The organism is Pseudomonas sp. A2, from assembly GCF_023100865.1.
Taxonomy (GTDB): Bacteria; Pseudomonadota; Gammaproteobacteria; order Pseudomonadales; family Pseudomonadaceae; genus Aquipseudomonas; species Aquipseudomonas asiatica.
Genome location: NZ_CP039127.1, coordinates 964,429 through 985,273 on the forward strand (window position 1 = coordinate 964,429; position 20,845 = coordinate 985,273).

General features: G+C 63.1%; 17 protein-coding genes. 11 read left to right on the forward strand and 6 right to left on the reverse strand.

The genetic code is table 11. From position 1 onward, the window contains the following. Positions 1–123: 123 nt before the first annotated feature. The 3 genes from E5221_RS04540 to E5221_RS04550 all read left to right on the forward strand — a co-directional run bounded on the left by E5221_RS04540 (position 124) and on the right by E5221_RS04550 (position 3,649). On the forward strand, positions 124–1,440 hold the full coding sequence (locus E5221_RS04540; protein WP_024086274.1) for a PAS domain-containing methyl-accepting chemotaxis protein: 1,317 nt from the start codon (positions 124–126) through the stop codon (positions 1,438–1,440). 226 nt (positions 1,441–1,666) lie between these two features. Beyond that, complete coding sequence (locus E5221_RS04545; protein WP_247846909.1) at positions 1,667–3,013, forward strand: DUF6861 domain-containing protein; 1,347 nt, start codon at positions 1,667–1,669, stop codon at positions 3,011–3,013. Between the two features lie 18 nt (positions 3,014–3,031). Continuing rightward, positions 3,032–3,649: a GAD-like domain-containing protein gene (locus tag E5221_RS04550; RefSeq protein WP_247846910.1), complete on the forward strand. Its 618-nt coding sequence runs from the start codon at positions 3,032–3,034 to the stop codon at positions 3,647–3,649. Positions 3,650–3,694: 45 nt separating this feature from the next. Here the strand turns inward: E5221_RS04550 and cysZ are convergent, their stop codons facing one another. Further along, on the reverse strand, positions 3,695–4,423 hold the full coding sequence (gene cysZ, locus E5221_RS04555; RefSeq protein WP_004376058.1) for a sulfate transporter CysZ: 729 nt from the start codon (positions 4,421–4,423) through the stop codon (positions 3,695–3,697). Positions 4,424–4,751: 328 nt separating this feature from the next. Here cysZ and trxB point away from each other — a divergent pair, with 328 nt between their 5' ends. Next, positions 4,752–5,714: a thioredoxin-disulfide reductase gene (trxB, locus tag E5221_RS04560; RefSeq protein WP_015268972.1), complete on the forward strand. Its 963-nt coding sequence runs from the start codon at positions 4,752–4,754 to the stop codon at positions 5,712–5,714. A 63-nt stretch (positions 5,715–5,777) separates the two neighbouring features. On the opposite strand, the gene nadC is transcribed toward trxB, so the two are convergent. Beyond that, on the reverse strand, positions 5,778–6,626 hold the full coding sequence (gene nadC, locus E5221_RS04565; RefSeq protein WP_247846911.1) for a carboxylating nicotinate-nucleotide diphosphorylase: 849 nt from the start codon (positions 6,624–6,626) through the stop codon (positions 5,778–5,780). A gap of 242 nt (positions 6,627–6,868) precedes the next feature. Between nadC and E5221_RS04570 the strand changes: the two genes are divergently transcribed. The 3 genes from E5221_RS04570 to ampE all read left to right on the forward strand — a co-directional run bounded on the left by E5221_RS04570 (position 6,869) and on the right by ampE (position 10,549). Then, positions 6,869–9,028 carry a DUF1631 domain-containing protein gene (locus E5221_RS04570; RefSeq protein ID WP_247846912.1) on the forward strand — a complete coding sequence of 720 codons (2,160 nt, stop codon included), beginning with the start codon at positions 6,869–6,871 and terminating at the stop codon, positions 9,026–9,028. A 121-nt stretch (positions 9,029–9,149) separates the two neighbouring features. Continuing rightward, a complete protein-coding gene (gene ampD / locus E5221_RS04575; protein ID WP_061552015.1) occupies positions 9,150–9,722 on the forward strand; it encodes a 1,6-anhydro-N-acetylmuramyl-L-alanine amidase AmpD in 573 nt (190 codons plus the stop codon). Next, positions 9,719–10,549 carry a regulatory signaling modulator protein AmpE gene (gene ampE / locus E5221_RS04580; protein WP_247846913.1) on the forward strand — a complete coding sequence of 277 codons (831 nt, stop codon included), beginning with the start codon at positions 9,719–9,721 and terminating at the stop codon, positions 10,547–10,549. Before ampD ends, ampE begins: the two co-directional genes overlap by 4 nt. A 65-nt stretch (positions 10,550–10,614) precedes the next feature. Here the strand turns inward: ampE and E5221_RS04585 are convergent, their stop codons facing one another. Both E5221_RS04585 and cra read right to left on the reverse strand, forming a co-directional pair. Further along, the gene (locus E5221_RS04585; RefSeq protein WP_247846914.1) at positions 10,615–11,391 is read right to left on the reverse strand and encodes a TatD family hydrolase; all 777 of its coding nucleotides are present in this window, start codon (positions 11,389–11,391) and stop codon (positions 10,615–10,617) included. A gap of 2 nt (positions 11,392–11,393) precedes the next feature. Next, positions 11,394–12,389 carry a catabolite repressor/activator gene (gene cra, locus E5221_RS04590; RefSeq protein ID WP_004376064.1) on the reverse strand — a complete coding sequence of 332 codons (996 nt, stop codon included), beginning with the start codon at positions 12,387–12,389 and terminating at the stop codon, positions 11,394–11,396. A gap of 284 nt (positions 12,390–12,673) precedes the next feature. Between cra and ptsP the strand changes: the two genes are divergently transcribed. From ptsP to E5221_RS04605, 3 genes are read left to right on the forward strand one after another with little or no spacing between them, the layout of a single operon-like run. Then, on the forward strand, positions 12,674–15,526 hold the full coding sequence (gene ptsP / locus E5221_RS04595) for a phosphoenolpyruvate--protein phosphotransferase (RefSeq protein WP_247846915.1): 2,853 nt from the start codon (positions 12,674–12,676) through the stop codon (positions 15,524–15,526). After that, on the forward strand, positions 15,527–16,474 hold the full coding sequence (gene pfkB / locus E5221_RS04600) for a 1-phosphofructokinase (RefSeq protein WP_169775005.1): 948 nt from the start codon (positions 15,527–15,529) through the stop codon (positions 16,472–16,474). Then, the gene (locus E5221_RS04605) at positions 16,471–18,210 is read left to right on the forward strand and encodes a PTS fructose-like transporter subunit IIB (protein ID WP_182329829.1); all 1,740 of its coding nucleotides are present in this window, start codon (positions 16,471–16,473) and stop codon (positions 18,208–18,210) included. Before pfkB ends, E5221_RS04605 begins: the two co-directional genes overlap by 4 nt. A gap of 122 nt (positions 18,211–18,332) precedes the next feature. Here E5221_RS04605 and E5221_RS04610 read toward each other — a convergent pair whose 3' ends face one another. Continuing rightward, the gene (locus tag E5221_RS04610) at positions 18,333–18,554 is read right to left on the reverse strand and encodes a DUF3820 family protein (protein WP_247847724.1); all 222 of its coding nucleotides are present in this window, start codon (positions 18,552–18,554) and stop codon (positions 18,333–18,335) included. Positions 18,555–18,757: 203 nt separating this feature from the next. Here E5221_RS04610 and E5221_RS04615 point away from each other — a divergent pair, with 203 nt between their 5' ends. Continuing rightward, complete coding sequence (locus E5221_RS04615; RefSeq protein WP_013970965.1) at positions 18,758–19,234, forward strand: PA2169 family four-helix-bundle protein; 477 nt, start codon at positions 18,758–18,760, stop codon at positions 19,232–19,234. Here E5221_RS04615 and E5221_RS04620 read toward each other — a convergent pair. Continuing rightward, entirely contained in the window at positions 19,231–20,721 is a 1,491-nt protein-coding gene (locus tag E5221_RS04620; RefSeq protein WP_015268981.1) for a sensor domain-containing diguanylate cyclase, read from the reverse strand. The genes E5221_RS04615 and E5221_RS04620 overlap by 4 nt on opposite strands. Positions 20,722–20,845 lie beyond the last annotated feature (124 nt).

Below are 20,845 nucleotides of genomic sequence, written 5' to 3' on the forward strand. Positions count from 1 at the left end.
AGATGACGCCTGCTCGCCGACGCGTATGTCCACGTGAATATTTCATTGCAGGGCACTCAAGCGGGGGCATCGGCAGCCGATGAAGATGCATTCGACTACCCGATTCGCTCCAGGAGAGCGGTGATGTTCAACAACAAGCTCAAGCAAGAAATCCGGCAGCTTCGCGAAGACCTGATGTCCATAGAACAGGTCAAGAATAGCCTCGACAGCGAGATGCTGGTACTTCAACTCGACCCTCAGGGACGGATCGAGATGGTCAATGCCAACTTCGAGAGCGAGATGCTTTACCGTGGCGAACAATTGCTTGGGCGCAATATCGAGGACATCGTCCCCGCCCATGTGAAGACGCTGGATTTCCACCAGCGCATGAAGGGCGCAATCAGCCGCGGTGAACACCTGAACGGTGCATTCCGCCTGCTGCGTGGCAATGGCCAGGAAGCCTGGCTACGGTCGATCCTGCAGCCGGTCAAGAACAGCGAGGGGCGCATCAAGTATTTCACGCTGCATTCCAGCGACCTTACCCGCACCATCGAGACCTCCCGCGAGCACGAAAGCCTGATCAAGGCCCTGATGCGGTCCACCGCGGTGATCGAGTTTGATCTCGATGGCACCATCCTCACTGCCAACGACCGGTTCCTGGGCGCTGTCGGTTACCGCCTGGAGCAGATCCGTGGCAAGCATCACCGCATCTTCTGCGAGCCGGAGGAGGCCAACTCGGCCGGCTACCAGGCGTTCTGGGACAAGCTGCGCCGTGGCGAGTACGTTGCCGACCGCTTCAAGCGTATCGATGCCCACGGCCGGGTGGTCTGGCTGGAAGCTTCATACAACCCGATTTTCGATGCCCATGACGTGCTGTACAAGGTGGTGAAGTTCGCCACCGTCATCACCGATCAGGTCAACCAGGAGCAGGCGGTGGCCGAGGCGGCGGATGTCGCCTACAACACCTCGCTGGGTACCGATGCCAGTGCCCGCAAGGCTACCGATGTGGTCACCCAGAGCGTCAGCGTGATGCGCGGGCTGGAAGCGTCGATGCAAGAGGCGGCAGAGGGTATCCAGGCACTGGATACCCAGTCGCGGGTGATCGGTTCGATCATCAAGACCATCAGCGACATTGCCGGGCAGACCAACCTGCTGGCGCTGAACGCGGCCATCGAAGCGGCCCGCGCTGGCGAACAGGGGCGTGGGTTTGCCGTGGTTGCCGATGAAGTGCGCCAACTGGCCTCGCGCACCAGCACCGCCACCGAGGAAATCGCCCGCGTGGTACAGCAGAACGAGCAACTGGCCCAGGCGGCAGTGGCGATCATCGACACCAGCAAGCGCCAGGCCGAGCAGGGCCTGGCACTGGCGGACGAGACAGGGAGCGTGATCGTCGAGATTCAGGATGGTGCGAAGCGGGTGGTGGATGTGGTGGGGCAGTTTTCCAGCCAGTTGAGTCTTTGATATGGCCTGAGGTTTGTAGCGCCTATGCAGTCGAGCCCCCGCCCAGATGGGGCTCGATCTCAGGCACGACAAAGATCCCCAACCTTGTCCATGGTGCCGGCCGAACAGCTCAACTTCGCTGAACCTGCTGTAAAAGAAGTCGCATTTTCCTACAACTGACTCAGAAACTTCCGATCCGAATCCATGATGGGATTTCCCCCTGCACACGCTGTCAGGGAGACACCTCATGTACCTGGATTACCTCGTGCCTTCCTGGCACGAGATCGAGTCACGTGTCATCGCCATGGTGGGCTACCAAAGCGGTGGCCAGTTCCGCACCAGCCTCAATGAAGAGGTCGCCTCGCTGGGCCTCAACCTGCGCCGGATCGAAGCCGTCCGCACAGCCTTCTACCACGCCGAATGGCAGGCGGCGCACATGCTGCGCCAGCGCTTCGCCGACCTCGACATCAACAGTATCGTCGACGAACTGCTGATGGTCGTGCGGCAGATGGCGATGATCGTCGCCGGCAGCACCATTACCGGTGGCCTGCTTGGCGCGGGGGTTGGCGCATTCGCCGGCGGCGCCGGAACCATTCCGTTCGCCGGCGCGGGCGCGGCCATGGGCCTCAAGGTCAGTGGCTGGATCCTCGGCGCGCTGGGGCTGGCCTCCATCGCCGAGTTCTTCATCGAGGGCTTGCCGCGTATCGGCGAGTACTACGTCGACGGCATTCGCTTCGCCTGGGAAGGCACCTGCGGCAATGAAGGCACGGGCCCGTTCTGCCGGGACGACCCCTATGCGATATCCCGGGCCACACATCAGATTGCCCAAGGCCACGTGGAAGTCGTGCTGCTGTTGTTGGGGGCGATCGTGTCGTACCTCACCCGCGGCCGCGGCGATGCCCGGGTGCTGGCCCAGGAAATGACGGCCAGCCGCAAAGGTGCGCGGCTGGGGCAATGGATGCTCAAGCATGAAGAGGGGTTGAAGAAACGGCCGGACCTGCAGGTGCCGGAGCGGCGCAAGGGGGCGGTGGGTGAGCCGCAACCGATGCAGCCTGATCGGCCGGCTGGGAAAGACAAGGAGCCCTCGACAGGGAAGCCCGGTAGCATGCCGTTGCATACCGTGGCGTGCTTCAAGGCAGACAAATTGCCAGTATCCAAGCATGGCGAGTTTGAACGGCAGTTGAAGGGACAGCAGGATGGGCTAAACCGGCTTACGGTTGAAGAGTTTCTTGAAAATCTTACTCATCCAGTCAAGCGGGATCCGAACATTGCCAGGAAAGCAAGGAAGAAACTGTATGATAAATTGAAAGATAGAATTCAGAAAGATTTGATGAAAAGTATGAGCCCTATTGAAGCTAAAAAGCTTTCAGTGAAGCAAGCAAAGGAAACCATGTCATCGCTTGCGGCATTGCATAATCCAGATTTGAGCGCGGGTGGTCGGGACGCTATTTCTGACTTCGGCGACAGACAAGTCAACTCTACTATAGGTCCGCAGTGGAAAAATAGAGTGAGAGGATTAAAGCAAGCCGCTGAAGAGCTATCCAGATCGGGTGGTGCATCAAGCCTTTTGAATGTCAGGTTGCATAAATGCTAATAGTTAGAGTTTTTTAATATGGATAAATTCTTTTCAATTTTTATAGAGGAAATGGGTAATCCTGTATTCCGGCAAGAGGTTCCGCCTTCGAGCATACAGCGTTATAGTGGAAAATTGCCGGGAAAATTATTGGAATATTGGGCTGAGCACGGATGGTGTGGATACGGCGACGGGATATTCTGGACTGTCAACCCGCAGGATTACGAGGGGGTGGTCGCTTCATTCATTGAAGGTACTGCATTAGAGGGGCGTGATACGTATCATCTAGTCGCTCGCGGTGCCTTTGGCGATCTCTATCTATGGGGTGAAAATTCCGGGTTTTCATTGGACATTATAGCCTACGCGTCACGTTATTCTGGCAATGATCATGAATTAGCGACAGCTGATATCGATAGGGAAGTGCAAGGTTTTTTCCTGGGCATGGAGAAGGAATCCAATGATTTCGGCGACCTATTCGAGCCAGCAAAGAGAAAATTAGGCATGCTAAAGCACGATGAAATGTATGGTTTTGTTCCGGCCTTGGCGTTCGGTGGGCCAAGTAAACTTGCTAATATCGAAAAGGTTAAGGCAGTGGAACATTTGATATTGCTTTCTCAGATTTCTACTCTAGAACCCTACAGCTTCTCTGACTTCTAGAAACGCAATCTGCAAAAAGGGGCTGCCCTGCAGCCCCTCGCCCCTTCAGTTGCGCTCCCGCACCCAGAACAACGTAGCCCCGGCCACCGCCGCCGGCATCATCAGCACGTTCACCACCGGCACCATCAACGCCAGATAGGTGATGCCGCCAAAGCCCAGCGATTGCCAGCGCTTCTGCCGCAGCCAGGCGAGCATGTCCTGCCAGCTCATCTTGTTGTTGTCCGCCGGGTAGTCGATGTACTGGATAGCCATCATCCACACCCCGAAGATCAGCCAAAGCGGCGCCGCCACCACGTTGACCACCGGGATCAGCGACAGGATGAACAGGCCGATGGCCCGCGGCAGGAAGTAGCCCAGCTTGCGCATTTCACGGCCGAAGGTACGTGGCACCATGGCCACCAGTTCGCCCCAGCTGAACGCGGGGAAATTGTCCTCGCCACGCACCACAACCTCGACCTTTTCCGCCAGAAAGCCGTTGAACGGCGCGGCGATGATGTTGGCCACCAGGGTAAATGTGAAGAACACCATCAGCACCACCAGGGCGACGAACAGCGGCCAGAGGATGTAGGTGAGAAAGCTCAGCCAGCTCGGCAAGCTCGGCATCAGGGCGTCCACCCACAGGCTGAACTGGTGGCCGGCGAAGTAGATCAGGCCGCCAAACAGCAGCAGGTTGACCGCCAGCGGCAGCAGCACGAACAACCGCAGATTGGGGCTCAGCACCAGTTTCAGGCCTTCGCGCAGGTACTGGGGGCCAGAGAGTACAGGGGCTTGCATCGAGAGACTCCGCAGAGAAGGAAAACGCGCTGACCTTACCGAGTTTGCCGCGCCGACGAAAGGCGGGCAGCTGGCGGGAAACGGGCTGTAACAAAAGCAGCAGGGCTTGGCTATCGATCAAATCGCTGAATAGACGATGGCTATGAGGTGGATTGTCGAAGGATATTTCCTTAATCTTTGCGACCTCGCTACAGTGCGCTCACTTTCCGCTTTATGGGCCTGCGCGTTGTAGCCTTCCCCAAGTGCTGCGTGGGTCCTTTTTAATTTCCAGGCAGGCGCAGCCGGTACACCGATGCCGGCCCTGCGGCCCGCTCGACAGGAGTTCGACATGTCTGAAGTACGTCATTCGCGCGTCATCATTCTCGGTTCCGGCCCTGCCGGTTACAGCGCTGCGGTGTATGCCGCCCGTGCCAACCTCAAGCCGCTGCTGATCACCGGCATGCAGGCCGGTGGCCAGCTGACCACCACCACCGAAGTCGACAACTGGCCGGGCGACCCTCACGGCCTGACCGGCCCTGCGCTGATGCAGCGCATGCAGGAACACGCCGAGCGTTTCGAAACCGAAATCGTCTTCGACCACATCAACGCCGTCGACCTGGCCAACAAACCCTTCACCCTGCAGGGTGACAGCGGCAAGTACACCTGTGACGCGCTGATCATCGCCACTGGCGCCAGCGCCCGCTACTTGGGCCTGCCGTCGGAAGAAACCTTCATGGGCAAGGGTGTTTCGGCCTGTGCCACCTGCGACGGCTTCTTCTACCGCAACAAGCCGGTCGCCGTGGTGGGAGGGGGCAACACTGCCGTGGAAGAGGCGCTGTACCTGGCCAACATCGCCAGCAAGGTGACTCTGGTACACCGTCGCGATACCTTCCGCGCCGAGAAGATCCTGGTCGACAAGCTGCACGCCCGTGTGGCCGAAGGGAAGATCGAGCTCAAGCTCAATGCCACCCTGGACGAAGTGCTGGGTGACAACATGGGCGTGACTGGTGCGCGCCTGAAGAACAACGATGGCAGCAGCGACGAAATCAAGGTCGACGGCGTGTTCATCGCCATTGGCCACACCCCGAACACCTCGCTGTTCGAAGGCCAGCTGACCCTCAAGGACGGCTACCTGGTGGTCAACGGCGGCCGTGAGGGCAATGCCACCGCCACCAACATCGAGGGCGTGTTCGCCGCCGGTGACGTGGCCGACCACGTTTATCGCCAGGCCATTACCTCGGCCGGTGCCGGCTGCATGGCGGCGCTGGATGTCGAGCGTTACCTGGATGGGCTGGCCAACGCTTCGTTCTGATCCGAGAGCGCCACCAATGAAAAAACCGGCCCTGAGGCCGGTTTTTTCATGCCTGCAATCAGCTTACAGGCTCAACCGCATCGACAGGTCCACCGCCTTCACATCCTTGGTCATGGCACCAATCGAGATGTAGTCCACCCCAGTCTCGGCAATCACCCGCAAGGTCGTCTCGTTGACCCCGCCACTGGCTTCCAGCTTGGCCTTGCCCGCAGTAATGCGCACTGCTTCGCGCATCTCTTCCAGAGTCAGCTCGTCGAGCATGATGATGTCGGCACTAGCGGCCAGTGCCTGGCGCAGCTCATCCAGGCTTTCCACTTCGATTTCCACCGGCTTGCCCGGCGCAATGCGGTGCGCCGCCGCCACGGCCGCGGCCACGCCGCCGCTGGCTGCGATGTGGTTTTCCTTGATCAGGAAGGCGTCGTACAGGCCGATGCGGTGGTTGTCGCAACCGCCGCAGGTCACTGCATACTTCTGCGCCAGGCGCAGGCCCGGCAGGGTCTTGCGGGTGTCCAGCAGGCGTACCTGGGTGCCTTCCACCAGGTCGGCAAGGAAGCGCGCACGAGTGGCGACACCCGACAGCATCTGCAGGAAGTTCAATGCACTGCGCTCACCACTGAGCAGCGAACGCGCGGGGCCCTCCAGATGGAACAGTGGCTGGTTGGCCGTGGCGCGCTCGCCATCGGCCACCTGCCAGTGCACGGCCACGCGTGGGTCGAGTTGGCGGAACACGGCATCGACCCAGGCGGTGCCGGCGATCACGCAGTCTTCGCGGGTAATGATGGTCGCCTTGGCCAGGCGCTCGGCCGGGATCAACTGCGCGGTGATATCGCCACTGCCGATGTCCTCCAACAGCGCACGGCGCACATTGGCTTCGATTTCAGCGGTCAGGTCGGCAAGGCGTAGGTTCGGCATGGTCGGCTCCACAAGCTAGATGCCGGCGATTATAGGGCAGGGGGCCGGTGTGTACAGTCGCCTCGGCGATGACCTTTGGTCGGCCGGTGTGAGCAGGCGTGGTAAATCAGGGTCATTAGCCAGCTAGTGAAACGGCGCTGGCAGCTGTGCGGATTTTTACCGATAATGGTGACCAGTATTTGGCGTCATGACTTTGACGATCTTCAGCCCCTTCGGGCGAGACACCCTGCAAGGAGTACAGGATGCAAAAAGAAGGCAAGGTGGTGCCCTTGGCGGCAGCCATCGATCGAGGCGGGCGTGCGCCTCTGCCTTGCCTTCCGGTATTGCTCCTGCAGGTGCGCGACAAGGCCGCCTTGCAGTTGCGTCAGGGCCTGCAGGGCTTGTTCGACAATGCTGACGACACCCTCTTCGAGATGGCCGACAAGGCCTTCGACCGCAGTGACCAGAACCTGTACTTTGAGGCCATGCGTGACCTGCGCCTGAAGCGCAAGAGTATCGAGCGCGGTTTTCTCGACACGTTCTATGATGCCTTTGCCCGTATCGGCCAGGTTGACCTGCTGGCGCACATGGTCGAGCCGGGTAACCTGCGCAGCAAGGCCCACGTGGAACGGGCTGGCGCGATAGAAGGCATGGTCGCGCGCGTGCTGTCACGCGACGGTATTGCCCTGCAGCAACTGGGCCTGCGCTTGCAGGTACTGCTCGACCGCCCCCTGCACGAGCAGCACAACCCGCTGGGGCCCGCAGCGCTGTGCGGCTATTTCCTCGACGCTGGCCGCAACCTGGGGGTTGGCCTGCGGGTCAAGCTGGTCCTGCTCAAACTGTTCGAGCGCTATGTGTTGCGCGATGCCGACGTGATCTATGGCGAAGCCAACCAGTTGCTGGCCGCCGCCGGTGTATTGCCTGAATTGCCGTCTGCACCACGTCGGCGTGCCGAAGATCGGCGCATGAGCGCAGGTCGTGGGCCGGCGAACCTGGGTCACGAGGTGGGCTCGGACGCGGCAGGGCAGGCTTTCTTTGCCTCGTTGCAAACACTGCTGGCCCCGGTGCGTGGAAAGTTCGCGCCTCGTTTGCAGGCGGTGGCCGCCGCCCAGCCAATCAGCACCGCCGACCTGCTGCGCCTGCTTTCGCATTTGCAGCACTATGTGCCCGCTACTCATGAGGCCGACGATTTCGAACTTGGCCAACAGCTTGAACAATTGCTGTTGCGGGTCAGCGTGCGCAGCGGCACACGCCGGCGTATCGATGTTGCCGACGAGGACATGATCAACCTGGTTGGCCTGCTGTTCGCTTTCATCCAGGACGACGACAACTTGCCGGCCAGCCTGCGTGCGCTGATCGGGCGTTTGCACATTCCGCTGCTTAAAGTGGCCCTGTTGGACAAGGGGCTGCTCAGTCGTGCCAGCCACCCGGCCCGCCGGCTGCTCAACGAGATCGCTGGCGCGGCAATCGGCTGGGAATGCGGCGGCGACGGTATGCGTGACAGCCTGCACCTGCGGGTGGAGCGTATCGTCCAGCGCCTTCTCAATGATTTTGCCGAAGATACCAGCCTGTTCTCCGAACTGCTCGAAGACTTCCTCGCTTTTAACCAGGACGAGCGGCGGCGCAACGAGCTGCTCGAACAACGCACCCGCGACGCCGAAGAAGGGCGTGCCCGAACACTGCAGGCCAGGCAGCAGGTGCAGCATGCTCTCAACCAACGGCTGCGCGGTAGGTTATTGCCGCAGGTGGTGGTACAGATGCTGGTGCAAGCCTGGAGCCAGGTACTGCTGCTGGCCTGGCTCAAGCAAGGTGAAGCATCCCAGGCCTGGCGGGATGCCTTGCAGACGATGGACACGCTGCTGGCCAGCATCACTCCGCCGCATGAGCCGCATGCCTTGCTGCAGCAGGTACCGGGCCTGCTCAAGGCACTGCGCGATGGCCTGGCCAGCGTGGCCCTGGACTCGGCAGCGACCCGCGAATTCTTCCTGCAACTGGAACAGCTGCACCTGCGTGCCTGCGCGGGTACCGCGATGCAGCCCGGCACTGAGGGCCAGCCCTTGAGCGAAGTGCTGGTGGCCGAGGACATCGTCCTGGCGATTGCCGAAGAACCCGCTTGCGCTCCGTCGCAGTTTGCCGACGGGCAGGCTGTGGCCGTGCGTCAGGTGCAGCGCCTGCGTATCGGTACCTGGGTAGAAGTGCTGGACGAGGACGAACCGCTGCGCTGCAAACTGGTGGCGCGCGTCGACAGTAGCGACCGGCTGGTGTTCGCCAACCGCACCGGTATGAAAGTACGCGAATGGAACGGGGCCAGCCTGGCCCGGGCACTGCATCGAGGTGAGGTGCGGGTGCTGGATGACGGGCTTTTGTTCGAGCGCGCGCTGGAAGCAGTACTCGAAACGCTTCGCGTAGGGGTACCTCTCTAGCGCAAGATCTGCAGGTTTGCGCTATCCCTGTGGGAGCGGGTATTACAATCATTCACATGCAAACGCTGTTGGCCAAAGGGCATACTGTCTACCTGTTCACGGCGCTTTCAGGATCTGCCCCATGCAATTGGACCGTGCCACTGGCTGGTTCCACGGAATCGGAATCACCCATTGCCCCTCGCCGAACTTCAATGCTCGCCCCGAAGGCGAATCGATTTCCCTGCTGGTTATTCACAACATCAGCCTGCCGCCGGCCTGCTTCGGTACCGGCAAGGTCCAGCAATTCTTCCAGAACCGCCTGGACCCCAATGAGCACTCGTACTTCGCCAGCATCAACCACCTGACCGTATCAGCGCACCTGTTCGTCGAGCGTGACGGCGCGGTGACCCAGTTCGTGTCGTTGCTCGACCGCGCCTGGCATGCTGGTGTGTCGTGCTTCGACGGGCGTGAAGGCTGTAACGATTTCTCCATCGGTATAGAACTGGAGGGCACCGACGACCTGCCCTATACCGATGCCCAGTACGCGGTGCTGGAGCAACTTACCCGGCACATCCTCGGTGCCTGGCCGGCCATCGGGCTGGACCGCATCCAGGGCCATAGCGACATTGCCCCGCAGCGCAAGACCGACCCCGGCCCGGCCTTCGACTGGCCGCGCTACCGAAAGGCGCTGCAGCAAAACGAGGACAAGGCATGAGTTTTCTGGTGTTGTTGCTGGCGCTTTGGGTCGAGAAGTTCTCGGCCCTGCGCCATCAGGTGCAGCGAGATGGGTTCTTCCTTGGCGAACTGGTGCGCCTGGAGCGCAGCGGCAAGGTGCACCCATGGTGGACGCTGGCCATTCTGGTGTTGGCACCGGTAGCGCTGCTGGTTTTGCTGCTGCATGTTCTGGACCCGGTGGCGTATGGCTTGCTGGCGTTGCCGGTGCACCTGCTGGTGCTGATCTACAGTCTGGGCCGCGGCGATGCCAAGGCATCGATGGGGCCGTTCCGTGATGCCTGGCGGCGCGGTGATGACCAGGCCGCGCTGCACGTGGCCGAGCGCGACCTTGGGCTGGCGGCCGACGAGCCGCAAAGCCTGTTGGTGCAGGTGCAGGGCAACTTGCTATGGCAGGTGTACCAGGGCTTTTTCGCGGTGATTTTCTGGTACTTCGTGCTGGGCCCGGGTGCAGCCCTGGCCTATCGCTTGCTGGCTTTGTGTGGCGAACACAGCAAGCAACCGGCGTTGAAGGCTCGTGCCGAGCAGCTCAGGCATATCATGGACTGGCTGCCGGTACGGGTACTGGCCTTGAGTTTCGCCCTGGTCGGCAATTTTCTCGTGGTCACCCGGGTGATGCTGCACGAGGTGCTCAACTGGCACATCAGCGCCGGCCACCTGGTTGCCAGGGTCGGGCGCATTGCCGATGACATTCCCGAAGAAGAAGACAGCCAGCGCGGGCTGGGCCGGCTCGACAGCCTGTGGGAACTGCTGCTGCGCTGTGCGGTGCTGTGGTATGCCGGGTTTGCGCTGTGGACGGTGCTTGTCTGAACTGACACGCTGGCTTCTTCGCGGGCAAGCCCGCGAAGAGGCCCACGCAGGTGCCAGCACTTCAGCTACCAGCCAAACAACTCGCAAGCATTGCGGGTGCTGGCTTGAGCCAGTTCCGCGACATCCACCCCCATCACCTGCGCCAGCACCCCGGCAATTTCCGGCAGGTGCTCCGGGCTGTTCCTCACCCCTGGGTACATGACCGGCGCCATGTCCGGCGCATCGGTCTCCAGCACCACGCTGTCCAGCGGCAACCGCGCCAGGGTCTTGCGCAGCCTTAAGGCCTGTGGCCAGGTACCTGCACCGCCAAGCCCAAGCCGGAAGCCCAGCTTGATGTACTCGCGGGCCTCTTCGTAACTGCCGGCAAACGCATGAATCACCCCCGCCCGCGCCGGCTTGTAGCGCTTGAGCGTGGCGATCACCTGGGCATGGCTGCGGCGCACGTGCAGCAGTGCGGGTAGTTCGAAGTCGCAGGCCATCTGCAGTTGCGCTTCGAACAGCTTCTGCTGGCGGGCCTTGTCTAGGTCTTCGAGGTAATAATCCAGGCCAAACTCGCCCACGGCACAAAGCCGTGGGTCGCCGTGCAGGCGCTGCAGCCACTCGCGCAACTGCGTCAGGTGCTCGGGATGATGCTGGTCGAGGTAGACCGGATGCAGGCCGAGTGCGGCGAACAGGCGCTTATCGGCACAGGCCAGGTCCCATACCCGCTGGAAATTTGCCTGGTACACCCCCAGCACCACCATCCTCTCCACCCCGCGCGACGCCGCGTTGGCCAGCAGTTGTGGGCGGTCGGCGTCGAAGTCGGGGAAGTCCAGGTGGGTGTGGGTGTCGATCAGGCGCATGTTCAGGCCGCTGTAATGCGTTGCTTGAACGTTCGACCGACGGCATGCACGCCAGGTTCGTAGCGTTTGTCCTCGATTGCGGCCAGTGCCAGTTCCAGCGCGGTGGCGGCAATCAGGCCATGCTGCTGGGCCATGGCATTGACTGGCAGCGGCAGGAAGTCGAGCAACTGGTTGTCGCCAAAGGTACCCAGCTGCAGCTGGCGTGAGTCGGCAGTGCGCGCCTGCAGGGTGTCGAACACCCCTTGCAGCAGCACGTAGGAGGTTGTCACCAGGGCATCCGGCAGGCCGCCAAGGTCATCGATCAGTTGCTGCATCAGGCGCTGGCCGCACTCTCGGCTGAACGCTTCGCCCTGATAGCGGCGAACCTCGCCGGCATAGCCTTGCAGGGCTTCGTCGAAGCCACCGGCACGTGCCTGGCTGACCGACAGCTCGGGGCGGGCGCCGATCAAGGCGATGCTGCGCGGGGCGGCGCTCAGCAAGCTGGCGGCCAGCTGGCGGCTGGCGTCGCGGTCGTCGCTGATCACCGAGCAGAAGTGCGCAGGGTCCAGGCGGCGGTCGATGGCGATTACCGGCAGGCCTTTGTCCTGCAGCTCGCGGTAGCTGTCGTCTTCTGGCGGCAGGCAGCTGGCGACGAACAGTGCATCGCAACGGCGGGCGCGGAACAGCTGTTGCAACTGGCGCTCGCTGTCGGGCTGGTCGTCGCTGCTGGCAATCAGCAACTGGTAGCCACGGGCGCGGGCACCTTGTTCGAGCTGCTTGGCGATGCGGGCGTAGCTGGGGTTCTCCAGATCCGGGAGAATGAAGCCCAGAGTGCGGGTATGCCGGCTGCGCAGGCCAGCGGCCTGCGGGTTGGGGGTGAAGCCGTGGGCCTCGACCACCGCGCGTACCCGCTCGACAGTGCTGTTGCTGATGCGCTGCTGTTCGGCCTTGCCATTGATGACGTAGCTGGCAGTGGTCACGGACACACCGGCCAGACGGGCGATATCGCTGAGTTTCACCGAATTTTCCTTGTTATTACCGGGGCTGGCTGTGAGCCTTGACCGGGTAGTTTGACCCGGCGGGGGCGCCACGCGCAGACGACCATTGTCGCAATTGTCCGACAGGATGGGGCTTTTTCCTCGGCAGATTATCGAGTAACGTGGCCGTCTGGTCAGATTAATCGTTTCAGCTGCCGAATTTTCTGCCTCGGCTGCCATCCGTGCAAGGCTGTTGAACTGGCCGTTCATGTGAATTTCACAACAATACTCCAGTACCCGACCGGGAACTGCAAAAGGAGAAGGTCATGCTCGAGCTCGCCAAGGAGCAGATAGCCATGGGCCAGAAGGCCGCCGACAAGGCCGAGGCATTGCGCCTGCTGGCCGACCGGCTGGTCGATGACGGCCTGGTCGCCGAGGGATACCTGCAAGGGCTGCAGGCCCGAGAGGCACAAGGCTCCACCTTCCTTGGGCAGGGCATTGCCATCCCCCATGGCACGCCGCAGACCCGTGACCTGGTGTACGCCACCGGCGTGCGCCTGTTGCAGTTTCCCGAGGGCGTGGACTGGGGCGATGGCCAGATGGTCTATCTGGCTATCGGCATCGCCGCCCGTTCCGATGAGCACCTGCGCCTGTTGCAACTGCTGACCCGCGCCCTGGGCGAGACCGACCTGGCCGAAGCTCTGCGGCGCGCCGGTTCCGCGGAGGCGTTGCTGAAGCTGCTGCAGGGCGCGCCTCAGGAACTGGCGCTGGATGCGCAGTTGGTCGGCCTGAACCTGCCGGCCGAAGACTTCGATGAGCTGGCCTGGCGCGGCGCCCGTCTGTTACAGCGTGCCGACTGCGTCGATAGCGGTTTTGCCGCCGTCCTGCAGCAGGCCGAACCGCTGCCGCTGGGCGAGGGCCTGTGGTGGCTGCACAGCGAGCGCCAGGTGCGCCAGCCGGGGCTGGCCTTCATCACCCCGCAGCAGCCGCTGCGTTACCGCGACCAACCGCTCAACGGCCTGTTCTGCCTGGCCAGCCTCGGTGCAGCCCACCAGGCCTTGCTCGAACGCCTGTGCGAAGTGCTGATCGAAGGCCGCGGCCAGATGCTCTACCAGGCCACCAGCAGCCGCGCGGTGCTGGAGGTACTAGGCGGTGAGGCGCCGACAGACTGGCCCAGTGCGCGCGTAGTGCTGGCCAACCCGCACGGTTTGCATGCCCGCCCGGCAAAGGTATTGGCGCAACTGGCCAAAGGTTTCGATGGGGAAATCCGTGTGCGGCTGGCGGATAGCGCGCAGCCGGCGGTGTCCGTAAAGAGCCTGAGCAAGCTGCTCAGTCTCGGCGCCCGACGTGGCCAGACACTGGAGCTGGTGGCTGAGCCCGGCATCGCCCCCGATGCCTTGCCGGTGCTGCTGGCCGCCATCGAACAAGGCCTGGGTGAAGAGGTGGAGCCACTGCCGCAGAGTGCTGAGGTTGTAGCTGGCGCAGCGGCCGAAGTGCTGCAAGCGCCCGCGGCCGGTAGCCGTATCCACGGCGTGGGTGCTGCGCCCGGCATTGCCAGTGGCCCGGCCCATGTGTGTGTCGAGCGTGAGTTCGACTACCCCCTGCGCGGTGAGTCCTGCGCCCAGGAGCGGCAGAAGCTGCGTGAAGCTGTGGCGGCCGTGAATGGCGAGCTGCAGGCTTTGGTCCAGCGCAGCGACAAGGCCATTGGCGAAATCTTCGTCACCCATCAGGAAATGCTCGCAGACCCGGCCCTGAGCGATGATGTCGAGCAGCGCCTGGGCCAGGGCGAAAGCGCCGCGGCAGCATGGATGGCAGTGATCGAGGCGGCGGCGCGTCAACAGGAGTCGCTGCACGATGCCTTGCTCGCCGAACGTGCTGCCGACCTGCGTGACATCGGCCGCCGCGTGCTGGCGCAGTTGTGTGGCGTGCAGGCCCAGGCTGAACCCGAGCAACCCTACGTGCTGGTAATGACCGAAGTCGGTCCGTCCGATGTCGCCCGGCTGGACCCGAGCCGCGTCGCCGGTATCGTCACCGCCCAGGGTGGCGCCACCGCCCACAGTGCCATCGTCGCCCGTGCCTTGGGCATTCCGGCGGTGGTGGGCGCGGGGGCGTCGATACTGCTGTTGGACAGCGGCACGCCGTTGCTGCTCGATGGCCAGCGTGGCGTGGTCAGCGTGGCGCCACCGGCGGATGAACTGCAAAAGGCCCTGGCCGAGCGCGACCTGCGCGAGCAACGCTTGCAGGCCGCCTGGGCCAACCGCTTCGAGCCGGCGGTCACTCGCGATGGTCACGCTGTCGAGGTGTTTGCCAACATCGGCGAGAGCAACGGCATCGCCAAGGTAGTGGAGCAGGGCGCCGAAGGCGTTGGCCTGCTGCGCACCGAGTTGATTTTCATGGCCCACACCCAGGCCCCGGACGTGGCGACCCAGGAAGCCGAGTACCGTCGCGTGCTCGATGGCCTCGACGGGCGCCCGCTGGTGGTGCGCACCCTCGATGTCGGTGGCGACAAGCCGCTGCCGTACTGGCCGATCGCTGCCGAGGAAAACCCCTTCCTCGGTGTGCGCGGCGTACGCCTTACCCTGCAGCGCCCGCAGGTGATGGAAGACCAGTTGCGCGCCCTGCTGCGCGCTGCCGACCAGCGCCCCCTGCGCATCATGTTCCCGATGGTTGGGCAGGTGCATGAATGGCGCGAGGCGCGCGCCATGGTCGAGCGCCTGCGCGCCGAGATCCCGGTAGTCGACCTGCAACTGGGTATCATGGTCGAAGTGCCCTCGGCAGCGCTGTTGGCACCACAACTGGCGCGCGAAGTGGACTTTTTCAGCATCGGCACCAACGACCTGACCCAGTACACCTTGGCCATCGACCGTGGTCACCCCAGCCTCTCGGCCCAGGCCGACGGCCTGCATCCGGCGGTGCTCAGCCTGATTGACATGACCGTGCGCGCCGCCCATGCCCATGGCAAGTGGGTGGGCGTGTGCGGCGAGCTGGCGGCCGACCCGCAGGCAGTGGCCGTGCTGCTGGGCCTGGACGTGGACGAACTCAGCGTCGCCGCGCGCAGCATTGCCGAAGTCAAGGCCCTGGTTCGCCAGGCCGATCACCAGACGGCCCGCGCCCTGGCGCGCGAGGCCCTGCAACAGGACAGCGCCGCAGCGGTTCGCGCGCTGGTGGAGCGTTACTGAATGGCCAAGATCCTCACCCTCACCCTGAACCCTGCGCTGGATATCACCATCGGCCTGGGTACCCTGCGCCCAGGGCAGGTAAATCGCAGCCAGGAGCAGCACAGCCACGCCGCAGGCAAGGGACTGAACGTTGCCCAGGTACTGGCCGACCTGGGCCACACCGTCACTGTTGGCGGCTTCCTCGGGCGTGACAACCTGCAGCCTTTCGAGGCGCTGATCGACTGGCGCGGCTTCGTCGACTGCTTTGTCCGCGTGCCGGGCGAAACCCGCAGTAATATCAAGCTGGTCGAAGCCGATGGCCGTGTCACCGACATCAACGGCCAAGGCCCGGAAGTCGACGAAGCGGCGCGCAGTGCATTGCTGCGCTGCCTGGCGCAGGTTGCCCCGGGCCACGATGCGGTGGTGGTGGCTGGTAGCCTGCCGCGTGGGATCAGCGCCGACTGGTTCCGACAGTTGCTCGAACAGCTCAAGGCGCAAGGCCTGAAGGTGGCCCTGGACAGCAGCGGTGAAGCCCTGCGTGCCGGCCTGCAGAGCTCGCCCTGGCTGGTCAAGCCCAATACCGAAGAGTTGGGCGAGGTGCTCGGCCTGGCTGTGGATAACCCGGCGCAGCAGCGCGCTGCTGCCGAGCGCCTGCTGGCCAGTGGTGTCGAACACGTGGTGGTGTCGGCGGGAGAGCAGGGCGTCAGCTGGTTCACCCGCGGCCATGCCGTACATGCTTGCCCGCCCAAGGTGCAGGTTGCCAGCACAGTGGGTGCAGGTGATTCGCTGGTGGCCGGCATGGTCCACGGCCTGCTGCAGGGCGAAGCCCCGGCGCAGACCTTGACCCGTGCCACCGCCATCGCTGCACAGGCTGTTACCCAGGTTGGTTTCGGCATCCGTGACCGCGAGCAACTGGCGCGTCTGGAAGCTGCCGTGCAACTGACAGAACAAAAAGAGGGTTGCCGATGAATATTGCCATTGTCACTGCCTGCCCCAACGGCCAGGTGTCGAGCGTGCTGAGCGCGCGCTTGCTGTCCGCCGCAGCCCAGCGGCGGGGCTGGAGTACCAGCGTCGAAGTGCAGGATGCCGGCCACCCCGAGCGGCAACTGAGCGCCACGCAGATCGCCGAGGCCGACTGGGTGCTGGTGGTCAGCACCGGTCCGGTGGACCTGGAGCGTTTCGTCGGCAAGCGCGTTTACCAGAGCACGCCATCCCAGGCTTTGGCCGACCGCGAAGGCTTCCTCGATGAGGCGGCTTCCAGCGCCCGTCTGCTGGCCACGGTGCCAGGCCTTCCGGCTGAAACTGGCAGCGCTGGCGCACGCATCGTCGCCGTCACGGCTTGCCCGACTGGCGTCGCGCATACATTCATGGCCGCGGAAGCCTTGCAGCAGGCTGCGCAGCAACTGGGCTACGAGCTCACCGTCGAGACCCAGGGCTCGGTCGGTGCGCGCAACCCCTTGTCTGCCGAAGCCATCGCTGCAGCGGATGTAGTGCTGCTGGCCGCCGACATCGAAGTGCCCACCGCGCGTTTCGCTGGCAAGCGCATTTACCGTTGTGGCACCGGTATCGCCCTCAAGCAGGCCCGCGCGACCCTCGACAAGGCCCTGGCTGATGCCAAGGTGGAAAACAGCGGCGATGCCGCAGCGGCGAGCACGCCAGCCAAGGGCGAGAAGAGCGGGGTATACAAGCACCTGCTCACCGGCGTGTCGTTCATGCTGCCGATGGTGGTGGCTGGCGGCCTGCTAATTGCCCTGTCGTTCGTATTCGGTATCGAGGCTTACAAAGAAGCGGGCACCTTGCCGGCGGCGTTGATGCAGATCGGCGGCGAGGCTGCGTTCAAGTTGATGGTGCCGCTGCTGGCCGGCTATATCGCCTGGTCCATCGCCGACCGCCCGGGGCTGGCGCCCGGCATGATCGGCGGCCTGCTGGCCAGCACCCTGGGCGCCGGTTTCATCGGGGGTATCGTCGCGGGCTTCCTCGCTGGCTACAGCGCCAAGGCCATTGCCCGCTGGGCGCGCTTGCCCAGCAGCCTGGAGGCACTGAAGCCGATCCTGATCATTCCGCTGCTGGCCAGCCTGTTCACCGGCCTGGTGATGATCTACGTGGTTGGCCAGCCAGTGGCGGCGATGCTGGAAGGGCTCACGCAATTTCTCGACAGCATGGGCACCACCAATGCCATCCTGTTGGGTCTGTTGCTGGGCGGCATGATGTGCGTCGACCTGGGCGGGCCGATCAACAAGGCCGCGTATGCCTTCTCGGTGGGGCTGCTGGCCTCGTCGAGCTATGCGCCGATGGCGGCGACCATGGCCGCCGGCATGGTGCCGCCAATTGGCCTGGGTATCGCCAGCTTCCTGGCCCGACGCAAGTTTGCCCAGAGCGAGCGTGAAGCGGGCAAGGCGGCGTTGGCGCTGGGGCTGTGCTTCATCTCCGAAGGGGCGATCCCGTTTGCCGCCAAGGACCCGCTGCGGGTGATCCCGGCCAGCGTGGCCGGCGGGGCATTGACCGGGGCATTGTCGATGTACTTCGGCTGCAAGCTGATGGCGCCGCATGGCGGCCTGTTCGTGCTGCTGATCCCCAATGCGATCAACCATGCGCTGCTGTACTTGTTGGCGATCGTGGCGGGTAGCCTGCTGACGGCGGTGGTGTATGCGGTGATCAAGAAGAGCGAGCGGGTGGAGTTGGCGGTAGCGCCGGTGAAGGGTTAGAGATTTCAGCTGGCTTTACTGGCCTCTTCGCGGGTGAACCCGCTCCCACAGGTACTGCACAGGCATCAGGTCCGGCGCGGTCTCTGTGGGAGCGGGTTCGCCCGCGAAGAGGCCAGAACAGGTCACTGCCCGTGCTTCTGCCGCAACGGCACAAGCAGATCGCCCAGCCCGTTGTGATCGATCTCGTGCATCAGCGCCAGCAACCCACCCAACTCCCCCGCCGGGAAACCCTTGCGCGCAAACCAGGCCAGGTAATCCCCTGGCAGGTCGGCAATGATTCGTCCCTGGTACTTGCCAAACGGCATGGTGCGGGTGACCAGCAGTTCGAGGGTTTCCGGCTTCATCATCGGCGCACCTGGTTGTTGAAAAGCGCCGACCATACTGCAATCTGCACGAAGGCCCAAGCGGCAATCATGCAGAACGCCGTGATCAAACTCAGACCTTGTGTTTCTATCTTATTGATTATTAAGGAATTTGTAGATAATCCTCGCTTGGCACGAACGCTGCTCCCTTACAGATGACTATCACCTGCCAAGGAGTTTGTGCCATGAGCAATCCCAACAAAGACGTGATCGACGTGCTCAACGACCTGATCGAGTACAGCAAGGATGGTGAGAAAGGTTTCAAGGCCTCTGCCGATGATGTGAAAAACCCCGAACTTAAAGCGTTCTTCGTTCAACGTGCCGGTGAGTGCGCCAATGCGGCCGGCGAACTGCAGAGCGAAGTGCGTCGCCTGGGTGGCGACCCGGAAACCTCCACCAGCATCAGCGGTGACCTGCATCGGGGTTGGGTAAACCTCAAGGCGATGGTCACCGGCAAGGATGAGGAAGCGGTGCTGAACGAGGTGGAGCGGGGCGAGGACCATGCCCTCAAGGCCTACAAGGAAGCTCGCGAGAAACTGGTCAAGCTGGGCCGCACCGCCAGCGACCAGACCTACACCTTGGTGGAAAAACAGCTGCAAGGTGTGCAGCGTAACCATGATCAGGTCAGGGCCTTGCGCAACGCCGCGCGCGCCCGCAGCTAGTCCGCAGGCCCCTCTACCCGGTTGCGGCCTTTGGCCTTGGCACGGTAGAGCGCTTCATCGGCAGCACCCAGCACCCTCGCCAGGTCGTGCTGGGTGCCTGACAGGCCGATGCCGATGCTCACCGTGACAGAGTGGGCATCGTCGGCAAACGGTGCCAGCGCCTCGACGCTGGCGCGGATGCGCTCCGCCAGCAGTTGCGCGCCGGCCAGGTCAGTTTCCGGCAACACCACCTGGAATTCTTCACCCCCATAGCGCGCCGCCAGATCGGCCGGGCGCCGGATGCACGCCTCGATGGTCCTGGCCACTTCGCGCAAGGCATGGTCGCCACCGGCGTGGCCGTGGCGCTGGTTGAATGCCTTGAAGTGATCCACATCCACCATCAGCACTGCCAATGACTTGCGATTGCGCTGGGCGCGGGCCCATTCCTGACGGAGTACCTGGTCCAGGTGGCGGCGGTTGGGCAAGCCGGTCAGGCTGTCGGTGGCGGCCAGGTTGGCCAGACCCTGTTCGGCCTCTTGTCGGCGGCGCAACTCGCGGCCCAGCAGCAGGGTCAGCCAGAGGATACCCACACACAGTACCCCTGTGGCGACGCCGACCACGATCGCAGTGCGGCGCCACGACTCGAAAACCTCATCGGCCGAACGCACGACCAGCACGATCAGCGGCAACTGAGCGACCCGGGCAAAGGTGTACATGCGCGGGGTGCCGTTGCGGCTGGAGCGTGCGGTAAAGCTGCCGTTCTGCTCGCTGAGAATGCGTTTGAAATTGGGCCGTTCGGCATAATTGCTGCCAATCGCCGGGTCTTGCGCGCGGCTGGGCTGGCGGGCCAACAGTTGGCCGTCTGTGTTGAGCAGGTTGATGCTGCTATCGTCGCCGATGTCCAGGCGCTGAAACAGGTCACTGAAGTACGACAGGCGCAGTGCCCCCGCGGCCAGGCCGACGAACTCGCCATTGGGCCCGGAAATGCGCCGGCTGAAACTGATGCACCAGTCCAGGTCGCCGAGCCTGGCCTTGAACGGCGGGCCGACCAGCAGGCCGAGGTTGGCGTTGTGCAGATGGGCCTGGAATACCCCTGTACCGCTGAAGTTGGCCTTGCGTGGCACGCTACTGGTGGAATCGCCCACCACGTTGCCTTGCTTGTCCAGCCACAGCACGTCACCGCGCTTGCGGTCGACGAAGGCTTCATTGAATAGCAGGCGTTGACGCACCGGGCCGGGTATTTCCGGCAGCTCCTTGCGCCCGACCGCCCAGATCAGGCCCTGCAGCGACTGGTCGTAGAGTTCGACATTGCGCAGGATGTCGCTTTCGATCAGCTGGACAATATTGTTGGACGAGCGGATCGCCGACAGCTCGATATTGTCGCGCTCCCGCGCCAGCAGGTAGCTGACGATGGCCACGATGGCGAGCACGGCAAGGCAACTGCCCAGGTTGAGGAGCAGCTCGGGGTGTGACCTGTAGAGTGCGAAACGCGGTGATCGGGAGGTCATGCTCGCTACTGCGTGGGCAGGGCCATTCGCGGCGGCGACATTCTAGGGAAGCAGGGATTGTCGGACAAGATTTCTCCGACGGAATCACGGTATACCTTTTTCTGGACTGACCGCGAACCTTGTG

Bases quoted from the DNA above. Each gene is read 5' to 3' on its own strand.
- E5221_RS04540 (WP_024086274.1), top strand. From the start codon at position 124: ATGTTCAACAACAAGCTCAAGCAAGAAATCCGGCAGCTTCGCGAAGAC.
- E5221_RS04545 (WP_247846909.1), top strand. From the start codon at position 1,667: ATGTACCTGGATTACCTCGTGCCTTCCTGGCACGAGATCGAGTCACGT.
- E5221_RS04550 (WP_247846910.1), top strand. From the start codon at position 3,032: ATGGATAAATTCTTTTCAATTTTTATAGAGGAAATGGGTAATCCTGTA.
- cysZ (WP_004376058.1), bottom strand. From the start codon at position 4,423: ATGCAAGCCCCTGTACTCTCTGGCCCCCAGTACCTGCGCGAAGGCCTG.
- trxB (WP_015268972.1), top strand. From the start codon at position 4,752: ATGTCTGAAGTACGTCATTCGCGCGTCATCATTCTCGGTTCCGGCCCT.
- nadC (WP_247846911.1), bottom strand. From the start codon at position 6,626: ATGCCGAACCTACGCCTTGCCGACCTGACCGCTGAAATCGAAGCCAAT.
- E5221_RS04570 (WP_247846912.1), top strand. From the start codon at position 6,869: ATGCAAAAAGAAGGCAAGGTGGTGCCCTTGGCGGCAGCCATCGATCGA.
- ampD (WP_061552015.1), top strand. From the start codon at position 9,150: ATGCAATTGGACCGTGCCACTGGCTGGTTCCACGGAATCGGAATCACC.
- ampE (WP_247846913.1), top strand. From the start codon at position 9,719: ATGAGTTTTCTGGTGTTGTTGCTGGCGCTTTGGGTCGAGAAGTTCTCG.
- E5221_RS04585 (WP_247846914.1), bottom strand. From the start codon at position 11,391: ATGCGCCTGATCGACACCCACACCCACCTGGACTTCCCCGACTTCGAC.
- ptsP (WP_247846915.1), top strand. From the start codon at position 12,674: ATGCTCGAGCTCGCCAAGGAGCAGATAGCCATGGGCCAGAAGGCCGCC.
- pfkB (WP_169775005.1), top strand. From the start codon at position 15,527: ATGGCCAAGATCCTCACCCTCACCCTGAACCCTGCGCTGGATATCACC.
- E5221_RS04605 (WP_182329829.1), top strand. From the start codon at position 16,471: ATGAATATTGCCATTGTCACTGCCTGCCCCAACGGCCAGGTGTCGAGC.
- E5221_RS04610 (WP_247847724.1), bottom strand. From the start codon at position 18,554: ATGAAGCCGGAAACCCTCGAACTGCTGGTCACCCGCACCATGCCGTTT.
- E5221_RS04615 (WP_013970965.1), top strand. From the start codon at position 18,758: ATGAGCAATCCCAACAAAGACGTGATCGACGTGCTCAACGACCTGATC.
- E5221_RS04620 (WP_015268981.1), bottom strand. From the start codon at position 20,721: ATGACCTCCCGATCACCGCGTTTCGCACTCTACAGGTCACACCCCGAG.